The sequence below is a fragment of the Clostridium sp. CX1 genome (assembly GCF_025398335.1).
GTDB lineage: Bacteria > Bacillota > Clostridia > Clostridiales > Clostridiaceae > Clostridium_AM > Clostridium_AM tanneri.
Genome location: NZ_JAODOO010000002.1, coordinates 20,187 through 35,095, shown reverse-complemented (window position 1 = coordinate 35,095; position 14,909 = coordinate 20,187). Strand labels below are relative to the sequence as shown.

At 30.9% G+C, this 14,909-nt stretch carries 14 protein-coding genes and 1 riboswitch; of the genes, 4 read left to right on the top strand and 10 right to left on the bottom strand.

Annotation, left to right across the window (positions count from 1 at the left end):
- Positions 1-138: 138 nt before the first annotated feature.
- The 3 genes from N4T77_RS01970 to N4T77_RS01960 all read right to left on the bottom strand — a co-directional run bounded on the left by N4T77_RS01970 (position 139) and on the right by N4T77_RS01960 (position 2,508).
- On the bottom strand, positions 139-861 hold the full coding sequence (locus N4T77_RS01970) for an amino acid ABC transporter ATP-binding protein (protein ID WP_261670052.1): 723 nt from the start codon (positions 859-861) through the stop codon (positions 139-141).
- On the bottom strand, positions 858-1,508 hold the full coding sequence (locus N4T77_RS01965; protein ID WP_261670051.1) for an amino acid ABC transporter permease: 651 nt from the start codon (positions 1,506-1,508) through the stop codon (positions 858-860). Before N4T77_RS01965 ends, N4T77_RS01970 begins: the two co-directional genes overlap by 4 nt.
- 214 nt (positions 1,509-1,722) lie before the next feature.
- A complete protein-coding gene (locus tag N4T77_RS01960; RefSeq protein ID WP_261670050.1) occupies positions 1,723-2,508 on the bottom strand; it encodes a transporter substrate-binding domain-containing protein in 786 nt (261 codons plus the stop codon).
- 373 nt (positions 2,509-2,881) lie between these two features.
- Positions 2,882-3,012: riboswitch (cyclic di-AMP (ydaO/yuaA leader) on the top strand.
- Positions 3,013-3,015: 3 nt separating this feature from the next.
- Between N4T77_RS01960 and N4T77_RS01955 the strand changes: the two genes are divergently transcribed.
- The 4 genes from N4T77_RS01955 to N4T77_RS01940 all read left to right on the top strand — a co-directional run bounded on the left by N4T77_RS01955 (position 3,016) and on the right by N4T77_RS01940 (position 6,858).
- Positions 3,016-3,795: a LysM peptidoglycan-binding domain-containing protein gene (locus tag N4T77_RS01955; protein WP_261670049.1), complete on the top strand. Its 780-nt coding sequence runs from the start codon at positions 3,016-3,018 to the stop codon at positions 3,793-3,795.
- Positions 3,796-4,158: 363 nt separating this feature from the next.
- Positions 4,159-4,926 (top strand): CpsB/CapC family capsule biosynthesis tyrosine phosphatase, encoded by a 768-nt coding sequence (locus N4T77_RS01950; RefSeq protein WP_261670048.1) that lies wholly within the window; start codon positions 4,159-4,161, stop codon positions 4,924-4,926.
- Between the two features lie 239 nt (positions 4,927-5,165).
- Complete coding sequence (locus N4T77_RS01945) at positions 5,166-5,726, top strand: hypothetical protein (RefSeq protein WP_261670047.1); 561 nt, start codon at positions 5,166-5,168, stop codon at positions 5,724-5,726.
- Positions 5,727-5,844: 118 nt separating this feature from the next.
- Complete coding sequence (locus N4T77_RS01940) at positions 5,845-6,858, top strand: DUF4367 domain-containing protein (RefSeq protein WP_261670046.1); 1,014 nt, start codon at positions 5,845-5,847, stop codon at positions 6,856-6,858.
- A gap of 148 nt (positions 6,859-7,006) precedes the next feature.
- Here the strand turns inward: N4T77_RS01940 and N4T77_RS01935 are convergent, their stop codons facing one another.
- The 7 genes from N4T77_RS01935 to N4T77_RS01905 form a co-directional block, all read right to left on the bottom strand.
- Complete coding sequence (locus N4T77_RS01935; protein WP_261670045.1) at positions 7,007-7,357, bottom strand: four-helix bundle copper-binding protein; 351 nt, start codon at positions 7,355-7,357, stop codon at positions 7,007-7,009.
- 124 nt (positions 7,358-7,481) lie between these two features.
- Positions 7,482-8,195, bottom strand: a complete 714-nt coding sequence (gene cwlD / locus N4T77_RS01930; RefSeq protein ID WP_261670044.1) for an N-acetylmuramoyl-L-alanine amidase CwlD — start codon at positions 8,193-8,195, stop codon at positions 7,482-7,484.
- Positions 8,196-8,368: 173 nt separating this feature from the next.
- Positions 8,369-9,418, bottom strand: coding sequence for an NlpC/P60 family protein (locus N4T77_RS01925; RefSeq protein ID WP_261670041.1), 1,050 nt, complete (start codon positions 9,416-9,418; stop codon positions 8,369-8,371).
- A gap of 202 nt (positions 9,419-9,620) precedes the next feature.
- Complete coding sequence (pepF, locus tag N4T77_RS01920; RefSeq protein ID WP_261670039.1) at positions 9,621-11,414, bottom strand: oligoendopeptidase F; 1,794 nt, start codon at positions 11,412-11,414, stop codon at positions 9,621-9,623.
- A 267-nt stretch (positions 11,415-11,681) separates the two neighbouring features.
- On the bottom strand, positions 11,682-11,846 hold the full coding sequence (locus tag N4T77_RS01915) for a zinc-ribbon domain-containing protein (RefSeq protein WP_261670037.1): 165 nt from the start codon (positions 11,844-11,846) through the stop codon (positions 11,682-11,684).
- Positions 11,847-12,044: 198 nt separating this feature from the next.
- Positions 12,045-14,345, bottom strand: coding sequence for an MASE3 domain-containing protein (locus N4T77_RS01910; protein WP_261670035.1), 2,301 nt, complete (start codon positions 14,343-14,345; stop codon positions 12,045-12,047).
- 255 nt (positions 14,346-14,600) lie between these two features.
- Complete coding sequence (locus tag N4T77_RS01905) at positions 14,601-14,858, bottom strand: hypothetical protein (RefSeq protein WP_261670034.1); 258 nt, start codon at positions 14,856-14,858, stop codon at positions 14,601-14,603.
- Positions 14,859-14,909: the final 51 nt, after the last annotated feature.

Below are 14,909 nucleotides of genomic sequence, written 5' to 3'. Positions count from 1 at the left end.
TTCTATATAATTTCTTGCAAATAAAAAATCCACTGCTAGTATTAAGCCGGTGGATTAAAAACAATTACCTTATCCCTATTGTAGATCTGCTGATTTTACTATGTAAAATAGCATATAATAAAGAAACAGTTTAACTTTCTATAGCACTTTGCCTAAAAAATCCTTTGTTCTATCATTCTTTGGATTTCCAAAAATCTCTTCTGGAGTACCTTCTTCAACAATGTATCCATCAGCCATAAATAGTACCCTGTTGGCAACTTCTTTAGCAAAACCCATTTCGTGGGTAACTACCATCATAGTCATTCCTTCCTTTGCTAAATCTTTCATTACCTGAAGTACCTCTCCTACCATTTCAGGGTCTAAAGCTGATGTAGGTTCATCAAATAACATTATTTCAGGCTCCATAGCTAATGCTCTTGCTATAGCTACCCTCTGCTTTTGTCCTCCAGATAGATTATCAGGATAAACATGAGCCTTATCACTTAGCCCTACTTTCTCTAATAACTTATAGGCCTTCTCTTCTGCCTCCTTCTTTGACACTTTATTTAATTCTACAGGCGCTAAAGTTATATTTTGAAATGCTGTTAAATGAGGAAATAGATTAAAGGATTGAAAAACCATACCTAGCTTTTCCCTTAACCTGTTTATATTAACTCCCTTTTCATTTATGTCTTGTCCATCAATTAGAACAGTTCCTCCATTTATTTCCTCAAGCTTGTTTAGGCATCTTAGTACTGTACTTTTACCTGACCCAGAAGGGCCTATGAGACACACTACTTCTCCTTCATTTACAGCAAAATCTATTCCCTTCAAAACAGTAAGTTCATCAAATTTCTTTTCAAGTCCTTTCACTTCTATCATATCTTTAATCTCCTTTCCACCCCTCTTGATGCATAAGTCAACAGCATAATTATCACAAAGTAAAATACTGCAACGAAAGCCCATGTTTCAAAGGCACGGTAATTAGAGGCAATTATAATCTCACCGCTTTGAGTAAGCTCTCTAATTCCTATTACAGATAGAAGAGATGTGTCTTTTAACGATATAATAAACTGATTTATAAAAGCTGGAACCATCTTCCTTACTGCTTGTGGTAATATAACAAACTTCATAGTTTTCCCATAGGGAAGACCTAGACTTCTTGCCGCTTCCATCTGACCTTTGTCCACAGCCATTATTCCTGCTCTAAAAATTTCTACCATATAAGCACCGGCATTCAAACTAATAGCTATTACCCCTGCTGTAAAAGCTGGTATCTTCACATTCAAAGCCCCTGGAATACCAAAGTATATAAAGAATGCTTGTACTATTAAAGGTGTACCTCTTATTATATCCACATATACTCTAGCTATGCCCTTTAAAACTTTATTTGTACTAATGGACATCATTCCAAATAACAATCCTAGTACGCTGGCAAGTATAAGGGATATTACCGTTACTTCTAAAGTAACTCCTAATCCAGACAAAAGATCTGGTAAACTCTCTTTAAATAAAGCCATTAAATCCAAGCTATTCACCCTCCTAAATCTACAAGAATTAAATTATCTGCTAAAAAACTCCGGTTCAAGTTTTTTTGTAACTTAAAACTGGATTTTTATATGCTACTATGTATTTGATGATATAAAGAAACAAACTTTTAATGGTGGTATATAAATTCTTCAATAAAGATTCATATACCACCACTATTTTATTCATATTAGATAAAGTTTTATTATAGTAATGCTATTTCTTTATGTATTTCTGTATAATCTTATCATACTCTCCGCTTTCTTTAAGTTTCTTTAATCCATCATTGAAAGCATCCATCAGCTCTTTATTACTTCCCTTTTTAACAGCAAATCCATAGTCTTGCTTTGTTAACTTATCTCCAACTATTTTTAGTCCTGAATTTTCATCTACAGTTATCGCATATCCAACTACAGGGTAATCTTCAAAAGCTAAATCTGCATTTCCATTTTTAACCTCCTGCATCATAGAAGGTGAATCATTAAAGTACTTAACTGTAAAACCAAGCTTGTCTTTATTTTCTTCTGCATACTTGGAACCACTTGTTCCTTTTTTAACTGCAACAACTTTTCCTTTAAAATCTGATTCTGTCTTTATCTTATCGTTATCCTTTTTAACTACAGCAGAAACACCAGACTCAAAATATCCTTCAGACATATCTAAAACCTTTTTTCTTTCATCTGTAATGCTCATGCCAGCAATAGCACCATCAATTTGATTTGACTGAAGTGCAGGTATTATACCTTTAAAGTCCATTGGTTTTAACTCATATTCAAAACCTTCAGTTTTTGAAATAGCCTCTAATAGTTCAATGTCTATACCTGTATACTTTCCATCCTTTTGAAACTCAAAAGGTGCAAAAGTTACATCTGTTGCTATACTATATTTTTTGCTGAACTTTTTGTTTGAATCAGCATTAGTGGCAGTACTACTATTTCCGCATCCCACTAGTCCAACTGCCACTGCTGATACTATTAATAGTTTTGTTAAAATTTTCTTCATCTATAGTTCCCCCTTAATTATAAAATGAATAATTATTAATCTCTATAGCTAATACTATCAAAGACCTTTGCAAGTGTCAACTACTTTTTATTCATATTCGACATTATTCTTTCATTTTTGACCCTCTTTTTGATATATATTTACGAAACATTATTCATATGATTAACAATTGTATATTTTTTGTTAACTTCAAAATTTATTTTTACATATTTATAACCTTTATTAAAAACTTATAAATTTAGTTTTAAAATTTATAATGAAGCTTAAGTATAGTTTTAATTGTATTCCTCTAAATGTAACTACATGATAAATATTCCTAGCATTCCATTAATCTCATATGGAATTAATCTGGGAATCTTGTTACAATAACACTTGCAAAAGCAAGCCGAATCTCCTTATGGAGTACGGGGGATTTATTAATAGGGGTGAATCTTTATATATATAAAGTAGGGGACCTCAACCCGAACCCGTCAACTAACCTCGGAGGCAAAAGAGGAGGATAAACTTATGATTAAATCAAAAAAGATCAAAGCTTTACTGATGACTATGTCATTATCACTATTGTCAATTCAATCTGTACATGCAGCTAGTTACACAGTTCAATCAGGAGACTCACTATACAAAATAGGAAGACTTTTTAGCACTGCTGCAAATACTATCATGCAGAACAATAATCTTTCAAGCACCTTAATATATCCAGGACAGGTATTAAAGGTTTCAAGTCAAACTTATACGGTTAAAAGCGGAGATAGTCTTTATCTAATAGCACAGAACTTTGGTGTTTCTGTTGATTCTCTAAGAAAGGCTAACAACAAATGGGACAATCTACTATATTTAGGTCAGACTCTAAATATACCTAGTAATAACTATACTTCTGTATCTCCAAATAGCGGACAAGCTTCTGCCTCAGTTATTTCCCATACAGAGGCTGAAATAGACCTACTTGCAAGGTTAATAAAGGCTGAAGCTGAAGGACAACCTTATACTGCTAAAGTTGCAGTAGGAGCTGTAGTTGTGAATAGAGTTCAAGATTCACGTTTCCCTAGCACCGTGACATCTGTAGTATATCAAAAGGATGCAGGTTACTATCAGTTTACACCAGTTGTTAACGGAATGATTAACAAGCCTGCAACTGCAGAAGATAGAAAGGCTGCTTTAGAAGCACTTTCTGGAGCTGATCCAACAAAGGGTGCCTTATATTACTTTGATGATAGTACAACAAACAAATGGCTTTGGTCCAAGACTGTCGCTTTAAGAGTTGATAGAATGGTTTTCTCTTATTATTAAAGAATAAAATGATATAAAAAGGGAGGTTGTTGGATTTTCAACAACCTCTTTGTTTTTACCAAAACTATCTAATAACTTTCCTTATCTTGAATATATTATCTAAAATCCTTTAGCTTTGAGAGAAAGATTGGTCTAATGTCCAGTAACCTAATCCTCTCAAATTATAACATCCTATTTGCAAGAATTCGTATACTGTTATTAATATTTTTAATTCTTTATATGTATTTACATGATTTTTTCTAGTCAATATTCTGTGTCATGAATATCCCATAGGACATTTACATTTCTTATTTTTAGGTATATTATATAAATATGATCACTTTATTTTCTGAATATACTCAATTTTGAAAAGAGGTATTGTTTATGAATTTAAATTCAATAGATCTTATGGATTTGCATAATCATACTATCTGGTCTGACGGAAGCCATACTGCAGATATAATTATAAAAAACGCTGTCAAAAATGGTATGACAGCAGTAGGCATTTCTGATCATTTTAACACTTCAAAATGCAACTCACTGCAAAATCACCAATTGAAGGAATATATAGAAAATATAAATCAATTGAAAGACAGCTACAGGCATGATATTCAGGTTTATGCAGGAATAGAGTTATCTATGGATACAGAACTCTGTGATATAAAGAATTTACCTTATGATGAACTGAATAAACTTGATTATGTATTATTTGAATATATAGATTGTTTTAAAAACAGCATAAAGTTTTCAGAATTAAAAGAGTATAGTTCTAAATTTTGCTGCAAAATAGGTCTTGCTCACACTGACTTGCTTTATTACAGTAGGATTTATGGTTTAAAGCCATTAATCAATATGTTAAAGGAAAACAATTTATTCTGGGAATTAAACGTCAACGACGGATACGAATACTTTAGTAAATTAGTCCGTTCTAGAGACAGCTGGAGAACAAATAGATTTTTTAAAAAACTAAAACAAAATAATATACAAATATCCGTAGGCTCAGATACTCATAACCTTGAATACTATGATTTTGAGCAGCTTCAAATAGGTAATTTATTAGCCAAGCATAAATCTATAAAAATGCTAAAATATGATTTTTCAATATCTAGAGCAATTCACCTTAATAAAGGTTTAACCAATTATCATATATAATAAAATTTATTTTGCAAAGATTAAGCCTGATATTTTTATCAGACTTTTATACTTTTTTGCATTTTTTATCTTAAATAATAATCTATAAGCAATTGTTAATTTTTCAGACTTTTCCCAATTATCTATTATATGAATAAATCTTTACAATTTCTTTACACTTTTTCCTCATAAATCTATTGTCAAAATGCCTATCCTACCAGTAAAATAAATATAAGTTATTAGGATGGGAGGCGAAGCTTATGAATGACCATTTAAAAGAAATAGAAAGGTTTTTACTTGACCATGATATGAAATTAGGAAAAAATAAAACCACAAGCAATAAATTACTTAGCAAGCTAAATCGAAAGAGTTTAATTTCTAGATCTATGCGGTGCGTATATCGTGTTGATAACTTCATAGTTAAAACTTCTTCAGATGCTACTGGTTCCAGGTTGCCTGTTGGCGCTGATCAATGTCTAAATGAATTTAATATATATAATTCAACAGATAAAAGACTTGAACATTTTAGGGAAATATTCTGTCCAGTGTACGCAATCTATGAAAGCAGGTTTTTATATTTAACAATTCATAAACTTCTAACTCCTTTGTCAACAAAAGATGACTCTGATGAAACCATATACAGTTGTATTAATAGCGGCCGAAAATTCTCTAATGAATCAAAGTTCTTTCATATTCTAGAGAATTTCAAAAGTACCTGGGTTACTAAATCACCAGAATTACAACATGAATATAGCAAAATCAGTACTTTTGGACATGACGAAAATAACAATCTCTATGTATTAGACTATGGCATGTTATGAAGCTGTGTTAAATAGCATATATTTATACTGAGCTTGTTTTTTAAAGTTCATATTAACTTTAGAATAAGTGTGATATTTAAATCAATAAAAGCAAAATATTCTGAATAGGAAGATGAATATGAAGAATACCCTAAAAAACCTAGAAACAATTTCTAATGATTCCTTTCTCTATGATGAGTTAAAGATTAAACCCTTAGAGTTAAAGACTGAAGAAAAAAATAAAATAGTTAAGCCTTTACTTGCGGCTTCATTATCTACTGTTACAATAATAATATCTCTTCTTGGGTATCAGCATTTTTCCCAGATTAGTAACAGTAACTTGAAAAATAAAACAACTACCATTAGTGACGTAAATAGCAAACTAATATCAAAAGATGAACACAAAATAAATGATACTTCACCAAACCTAACAGTCAATCAAAACTTTAACGACAGCGTAAAAGAGGACAACAATATTAATGCTACCAAATTTAGTACAAACATCCCTAAAAGTTCTTCTGAGGAATACAAAAAACTAGATTACACAGTTAGTAAGGATACTAAAACCTCAGATAAATCTCCATCATCAACAACTGAAAATGCCAATTTGATATCTGATGATATAGTTCTTTCTAAGCAAGATACCTTAGAAGTTTCAATTTCTAAAGATAGAAGTGACACTAAAATTGAGGATGTTACAAAAGCAAGTCCTTCTGATGACCAAAAAAAAGAAGTTAACTCTATTTCCTCTTCTGAAAATAAATTAGCAAAGGAAAGGCCTGACATATTGACCTTAGCAGAAGCAGAAGAATACTGGGGAAGTAAAGTTTTGCTCCCCTCATACATACCAGAAGGCTTTGAGCTTACAGATATATCTATATCTAGAGACAGCAAAGAAAAATATGTAAGATTGACGTTCAGCTCAAATAATACCTATTTTAAAATAACCCAAAATCAGAACACTAAATATACTATAAGTGGCAAAGCAACTAGTATTGATGGCTTAAAGGTATGGGTTACGGAAACAACGGAAAACTCAAATTCTAATACTACAATTACTCAAGTTCTTTGGAATAAAGGTAATGTTCAGTATTCACTGACTGGCAATATATCAAAAGATAACTTGATAAATATTTGTAAATCCGTTAATTAAAACTAGAGCAGAGGACTGTTTTCCTCTGCTCCTTTATTCCAGTAAAAATCGTACTAGTACTTATTCACTTTTATCCTTTGTTTACTAACATAATATTCAAAAACAAATACTTTGTTACACATTACTTTTAATACTAATAAATTTGCAGTTACATAGTCATTACTTTTCTACATTCCTCTGCACAGTGACGACAAGCATCAGCACATAAATTATTGTGTTCACTTTTAAATCTATTGCATTCTGATGCACATTCTTCACAAATTGTAGAACATAAATTTAATATTTCTTTTAAATGTTTACTTCTTCTTGCCATAGCGCAAGCTGCTGTTGAACATACTTCAGCACAGTCCATCAAGTCAAGCATACAATGTTCTCTCATATTCATATCTGGTTCTTCTAAACAAAGCCTTAAGCATTCTTGACAAAGTTGCGCACACTTATTAAGTGCGTCCATACAGGATTGGTATTGAGCATTTGGTGCCATTAAAGTTGCATTCATTTACTGTACCCCTCTTTCCTATTAATATATAGTATTACATAAATTATTTTGTGCTAGATATTTAAAATAATACCCTATCTCACTTAGGAAGTTTTTGCAAGATATATCTCCTAAGGTCATAAATTCATAGTATTTGATCATCGTTCTTAAAAAACTCTTCTATGGATTTTGCTAAAGAATCCGCTATCTTGTCCTGATACTCTTCATTTATCAATTTCTTTGCCTCCTGTGGATTAGTCAAAAATCCACACTCTACAATCACTGAAGGTACGCTAGAATAGCATCTTAGTATCTTATAGGAACTTCCAGCTGGTTTTTCAATACGGTTATTATTTTTATCCAAATCTCTTCTAAAATTTTCTTGGATTATATGTGCTAACTTTTCACTACTTTCACTTCTGGAATACCACACCTGTGCTCCGTAATAATTGCTCTCTGTAAAGAAATTCTGATGAATACTTACAAATATATCACAATTAGATTCTTTCTTAATTCGGCATCTGTTCTCTAAATCTTCACGTTTCTTTTTACTTATACTTCCACCTTTCGAATAAAGCCCAATATCCCTTTCTCTGGTCATAACAACAGTGTATCCCTTATCTTTTAACTTTTCCCTTAACTTTAAACTGATACTTAGATTAATGTCTTTTTCAATAATACCTTTTTTAGATTCGGCACCTCCATCTATTCCTCCATGCCCAGGGTCAATTAGTATAACCTTTTCATTATCTTCCTGTATAGGAGTCATAAAAGCTGCAGTAGCATAACTATGGATACCTACTATTATGCATACACTGAATATAACTATAGTAAAAAATCTTAAACTCTTGCCTCTCAAAGCTAGATCAATCCTCCATATTAAGTAGAAAATAGTTTTTGAAAATGATAAAATTTCTACTCCAATTCTATATAATATTCTGTGTTAATACTACAATTTTTATTTTAAAATTTATTAAACAACAAATTTTAAACAAAAAACAAAAAAGCAGACCTCAGTCCACTTTTTTATCTTTATTTAACCCTTCTAGCTGTTAGATAATCGCCTCTACTACTTAGAGATGAAATTTTTACCACATCACCAGTTCTAGGAGCATGTATATACCTTCCATCGCCTATATACATACCTACATGGTGAGGATCCTCTTTAGTTCCAAAGAAAACTAAATCTCCAGGCTGGAGCTTATCTCTCTGCACCTCTACCCCATCCTTTATCTGTTCATAGGTAGTTCTTGTAATGGAAACACCAAAATGGCTGTAAATATACTGTACAAGTCCTGAGCAATCAAAACCTGATGGTGTAGTTCCTCCCCAAAGATATGGTATACCTAAAAAATTATAAGCATAATTTACGATTTCATTATTACTAGCCGGTGCAAATTCTTTAGATGTAATACCAGTAAAGCCCTGTCCATTTAAGTTATAAACACTTAATTGAAGTTGTAATTGCTCTATTAGTTTTTTTTGCTCTTCTTTGTCTTTATTGAGCTTGTCTAACTTTTTCTCATTATCAACTTTTAAACTAGTAAGCAATTTGTTTTTTTCCTGTAGCTTTTCCTTCTCTTTTACTATGATTTCTTTCTTATTATTTAAATCTTCAATAATATTTTCATCAAAGTTTAAAATTCTGTTTACAGAATCAATTCTTGTGATAAAATCATTAAAGTTTTCTGAGTTCATAATTATATCTAAATAGCCATTTAGCCCATTAACATAAAAGGCTCTGGCTCTCTTCTTCAATAGGTCTCTGTGGTCGTTTATACTATTTTCCGAATCCTTTATTCTATTTTCTAGTCTACTAATTTCAGATTCAACCTTAGCTATTTCAGTTTTATTCTCTTCTAAGGCTCTTAATGTTTCCTCTATTTCGCTATCAAGCTTCTCTACAGTTACTTCTAGCTTCTGAATTTTACTTTCCAAAGTACTATCTACATTTTGTCCTTGAGCATTATTAGTTGGTGTATTTGAATTTTCACTCAAAGTACTAGGATTGGCTAGTACTGAACTATTATAGATAATTGCTACAGTTAAGGCTGACGTAAGATATTTTATATACTTATTCAATTTTATCCCCTTTCCCCTTCAGTAAAATTTATCTATTTGTTAAAGAGTGCAACTAAAATTATTATATCACTTAAGCTTATATTATTTAATATTATTATATATCTTTTTTACTGGAAGGTCATAATTAAAATGTCTTCGGTACCATATCATAGCACTTAAAACTTTTAAGTGGCAATAGATTTAAATCTATTACCACTTAATTCTACCCTTCTAGCATATCAAGAAGTTCATTAAATCTGTTTATGGTATCTTCTAGAGGTTTAGGGGTAGTCATATCAACTCCCGCTCTTTTAAGTACATTTATAGGATAATCGCTAGAACCACTTTTTAAAAAGCCTTTATACAACTCTACAGCTTTTTCACCGTTTTTAAGTATTTCTTTAGCAAAGGAATTAGCTGCTGCGTATCCCGTTGCATATTGATAAACATAAAAATCTCTATAAAAATGAGGTATTCTAGCCCATTCGATATCTATTTCATTATCTACCACCATCTCTGGTCCAAAATACTTTACATTTAAGTCGTGCCATATATTACTTAAATCCTTTGAAGTTAGCGGCACTCCCTTTTCTATGTTTTCATGAGTTATCTTTTCAAATTCAGCAAACATAACCTGTCTGAACACAGTAGTTCTTATTTGTTCTAACTGCTGATTTATAAGATATAACTTTTTATTTCTATCCTGCTCCTTCTCTATTAAATAATCTATTAATAAGTTTTCATTAGTAGTAGAAGCAACCTCTGCCACAAAAAGAGAATAATCTGCATATATATAAGGCTGAGTTTTTCTTGAGTAGTAAGAATGTATAGAGTGACCCATTTCGTGTGCCAGCGTAGAAGCATCTCTTAACTTGTAATCGTAGTTTAAAAGTACATAGGGCATGGTATCATAATCACCAGAAGAATAGGCTCCTCCCCTTTTTCCTTTATTAGGATAGATATCTATCCATCCTTCCCTTATACCTTCTTCAAAAATATTAATATATTCATCTCCTAAAGGTTTTAACCCTTCTTTAACAACCTTAACTGCTTCATCAAATTCTATATGCTCTACTGGACTTTCTATTATTGGGACATACAAATCATACATATGAATTTCTTCAAGTCCTAAGAGCTTTTTCTTAACTTTCACATATCTATGAAGAGAGCTTAAGTTGTTATTTACAGTGTTTATTGTGTTATCGTATACTTCCAGTGGAATATTATTTGGTTTTAAAGAAGCCTCTAATGCACTACTGTAATTTCTAGTCTTTGAAATAAATACGAAATTTTTTATAGAGGAAGTTAGTGAAGCCCCTAAAGTGTTATTAAACTTATTATAAGTGTTGAACAGTCCTTGAAAAGCATCCTTTCTTACCCTTCTGTCTCTGGATTGTATAAATCCTCCATAATTTGCTTCAGTAAGTTCAACATCATTGTTATTTTCATCCTTAATCACAGGAAAGGTCATATCTGCATCAGAGAGCATACTGTAGATTTTATCTGGTGCTTGCAAACAATCTGACACTGCCGCAATCAATTCTTCCTTTTCCCTCGTTAGAACATGAGGTTTCATTTTTAATATATCCTCTATGAAAAAGCTGTATATCTTAAGTTCCGGCAACTTTTCAATTTCTTTTCTTATAGCTTCCTCCGGTATACTTAATAATTCTGGTATAAAAAATGATTGCATGCTTTTAAGCTCTGCAAAATAAGAATATATTTTATCTCTTAAAGCTTGATATGTTGGATTAGCTGTGTCTTCATCATTTTTCAAGTGAGCATAAACTGCCAGCTTACCTGCTAATCTTGATACCTCTTCATCCAATTTCATATAATTAAGAAGCTCTTTTCCCTCCATAAGTTTTCCTGAGTAGCTTGTAAGTTCCGGTGCCATATCCTTTAATCTTTTAAAATCTTCTTCCCAAGCATCTATATTTTCGTATATTTTTTCTACTTTCCACTTATACTTTTGATCTATTTGCTCTCTAGTTTTAAGTTTTTTTGTTTCTGCCATAAAAATCTCTCCTTTTAACTCTTATTTGTATTATTTAAGTTACTAAATACATCTCTCCAAGAAAGGATTATTAAATTTTAGTTTTTCATAGTATATAAACTCTACTTATGTAAAAAAGTTTTCCCATAATTTACTTTATTATTACAGTGGGTAAAAAATACATAAAGAATATAGTTATCAGCAACACTATTAAATAACAGAATTCCATTCATAAAAATAGAAATCAAAAATAGCTGCCAGCGAAGCTAGCAGCTATGAAAATTCTAATTAGTATCTTCTGTTGTTGTTTCTTTCTTGCTTTCTTGCTCTTCTGCAATCAGCACATCTTTGTGGTTCATTTTCGAAACCTTTTTCTTTGTAGAAAGCTTGCTCGCCTTCAGTAAATACGAATTCCTTTCCACAATCTTTACAAACTAATGTCTTATCTGCCATTTAAACATACCTCCGTTTTTATACTGGGCATTTAACAATTCACAAACAACCATTTTCCAAAACAAAAATCGGAGAATGTTTTTATGATATTGAATCCCTTATTTCTTAACAAAATTTAGTATATCACTTTTTCCTATAAAAGTCTACTATTTTTTAAAATATTTTCTATTTTTTTTAGCGCTTATAATATGAAAAAACTTATACAATACACTGTTCCTCTATTTCGTCATCATCTATACATGGTAAAATTATTGTAAAGGAGGTACCTTCACCTAGCTTACTTTCCACCTCTATCCTACCTTTATGCTGGTTAATAATCTGGAAGCATACATTGAGACCTAAACCTGTGCCAGTCTTCTTTGTTGTAAAGAATAATGTACCAATCTTACTTAAGTCTTCTTCTGATATACCTTTCCCATTATCTGTTATCTTAATAAACATTTCATTATTTAATTCATCGTACCCTGTTTCTATAATCAGCTGGGGATTCAGTTTATCTCCCATTGCATCTACTGCATTCTTACAAATATTTAGTATAACTTGTTTTACCTGCACTTCATCACATAGCAAATACCTTTCCTCTTTAGATAAATTCATTTGCACATCTACACCTTTTACCAGAGAGGAACTCTGTACAATATTTTTAATAGACTGAAATATATCATACATAGAAACTTCTTGTAATTCTGTTTCTCTTGGCTTAGATAAAAACAAGAATTCACTTATTATTCTGTTAACTTCACTTACATCAATGTCAATTTTCTTTGCGTAGTCTTTAATTTCTTTTTCCTTTGCAACTAGCTCTATGAGCTGACATCTGCCTTTAATTGTTGTAAGATAATTTCTAGTTTCGTGAACTATCCCTGCACCTAACTGTCCCAGCAGTGCAAGCTTTTCCTGCTGCTGTATTTTTAATTGTTCTTTCTTTATGCTTGTAATATCTTTGCAGACACTGATCCCTCCAATTATTTCTCCTTCAACATTTCTAATAGAGGATACTTGGATTTCTAATTCTTTTTTATTTCCATTTTTAGTTACTATACATGTTTCGTAGACTTCCTTGAAATAGCTATCCTCTAAAGACAAACCGGAACGCTGCTTTGCATCAAATTGTACAAGTTCGTTTAATTCATTAATGTCCATTCCAATAATGTCTTCTTTATCCATTTCCAAAATATCTTCTATAGCTTTATTGGTAAGAATAATTTTTTTATTGGTATCAATCATTAATACTCCATTATTCACTGCATTTAATATAGTTTCCGTTTGCAAATGAAGATTTTTAAGTTCCTGTTCTTCCTTAGCATCTCTTACTAAACCTAATACTCCACCTCTAATCTTATTACTATGTATAGAAAGTTTTTTATATTGACCATTTCCAACTTTAAAAGTTCTAATTATATGTAAAGTTTTTCCACAATCTAGACATACATTGTCAGGTAAAAGTTTTTTATTCTGTTCTAATCCTGGAAAGAGTTTCGAAACTTCTTCTGTTGTTAACTTATTTAGAGTACTTCTATCACAATGAAAGAGTTCTTCAAATTTTCTATTTAAATACTTTATTTTTCTGTTACTATCATATAGAAAAACCCCTTCTGGTAAAGAATCTAGTATGTCACTTAAAGTGTCTCTAATACCATTTATTTCTTTATTTGCTTCTTCTAACTGGTAATATGCTTTCTCTAACTCCTTATGCTTTACTTCCAGTCTTTCATAGGGATAAACAACTGTACTGACAAATATCCCCTTAAATAAACAATAGTAAGAAATTATTTTTAAAAGATGTCCTGCAGTCCATATAAATGATGTTATACTGCTATATAGGGTAAAACATATTTCTGAAGATATCATCATAAAAAGAGCTATTAGAACATAACTATAGGTTAACCTACCGTTACTTTTTATCTTGTCCTTAAATCTGTAGATTCCAAAAGAATAGAGACAAATTATTATATACTCTAAAAACACTTTAGTTTTTGTTACTCCACTTTCTGTTAATAATATAGGAAGATACTCATGATACTCTACAATAAAATATGATGTTCCAAAAGCTATTACCATTGAAATAGACAGATATATCCACTTACTTAGTTTGTTTTTAAAATTTTTAGCTGATAAAAAAATTACGGACGCCTCCGTAAACCTTCCTAGTATCCAGTGTATAGTTGATAAATCATAGTAACCATCACTCAGAAGGTTCAATTTAAAATGATAAAAGGTATGAAATCCATCAAAAACTGCAACCACTAAGAATCCAAAGCCTATTATGCAATCACTTAACTTATTTCGCTGAAAGTTATACCATATTGAAAAGAATATTGATAAAGCAATAAATACACAGGTCAATTCTAGAACTGTATGATATATACTTAAATACTTTACCCATGTGTTGTGTATTAAAAAAGCTATTACAAAGGCGAAAATCATTAACATCAGTGCCTTTAGTAAAAGATTTTTTATTAGGTTTGCTTCGCTGACATTATCATTAGTTATACTCATAGCATTTCCCCCAATCATTTTTTCCATTAATATTGATAATACCATAAACTGCATATTATTGGTATATATTTCAATAGTCATTTATGACCTTGTACCTTATTTATCAGGGAATTTATTACAATATATTTTTGTTTCTAGCTTCAATAACAATTCTTTATAATGAGAATACTTATGAATTTTCTGGAATAAATATTAACACACATATAAAAAAACACCTTAGATTTTTATCTAAAGTGCCTTTCTCTGAAGTTTATTTTAATATTCAATTACTTGCATTCCTTCTAATACTTTATAATATAACCTTTTATCTTGCTTTACTGATTCAATTAAACAACTCCATTTATCGTTTATTTCTTTATTCTTAAGGGTACTTTGTATTACCGAATCTGGATTTTCACACTCTGTTCCAGTTAACACATTTAAGTAGCTTAATTTACTTATCTCTTTATCAATACTTACCTTAATCTTGAATCTTGGGTCCTCTGCTAGTCTACAAATACTCATGTTTTTCATTTTTTCTACTACCTCCATCACCAAATATTAAATCAAAATAAACTGCATAAT

Coding starts and splice junctions, on each gene's coding strand:
- N4T77_RS01970 (WP_261670052.1), bottom strand. CDS start 861: ATGATAGAAGTGAAAGGACTTGAAAAGAAATTTGATGAACTTACTGTT.
- N4T77_RS01960 (WP_261670050.1), bottom strand. CDS start 2,508: ATGAAGAAAATTTTAACAAAACTATTAATAGTATCAGCAGTGGCAGTT.
- N4T77_RS01955 (WP_261670049.1), top strand. CDS start 3,016: ATGATTAAATCAAAAAAGATCAAAGCTTTACTGATGACTATGTCATTA.
- N4T77_RS01950 (WP_261670048.1), top strand. CDS start 4,159: ATGAATTTAAATTCAATAGATCTTATGGATTTGCATAATCATACTATC.
- N4T77_RS01945 (WP_261670047.1), top strand. CDS start 5,166: ATGAATGACCATTTAAAAGAAATAGAAAGGTTTTTACTTGACCATGAT.
- N4T77_RS01940 (WP_261670046.1), top strand. CDS start 5,845: ATGAAGAATACCCTAAAAAACCTAGAAACAATTTCTAATGATTCCTTT.
- N4T77_RS01935 (WP_261670045.1), bottom strand. CDS start 7,357: ATGAATGCAACTTTAATGGCACCAAATGCTCAATACCAATCCTGTATG.
- pepF (WP_261670039.1), bottom strand. CDS start 11,414: ATGGCAGAAACAAAAAAACTTAAAACTAGAGAGCAAATAGATCAAAAG.
- N4T77_RS01915 (WP_261670037.1), bottom strand. CDS start 11,846: ATGGCAGATAAGACATTAGTTTGTAAAGATTGTGGAAAGGAATTCGTA.
- N4T77_RS01910 (WP_261670035.1), bottom strand. CDS start 14,345: ATGAGTATAACTAATGATAATGTCAGCGAAGCAAACCTAATAAAAAAT.
- N4T77_RS01905 (WP_261670034.1), bottom strand. CDS start 14,858: ATGAAAAACATGAGTATTTGTAGACTAGCAGAGGACCCAAGATTCAAG.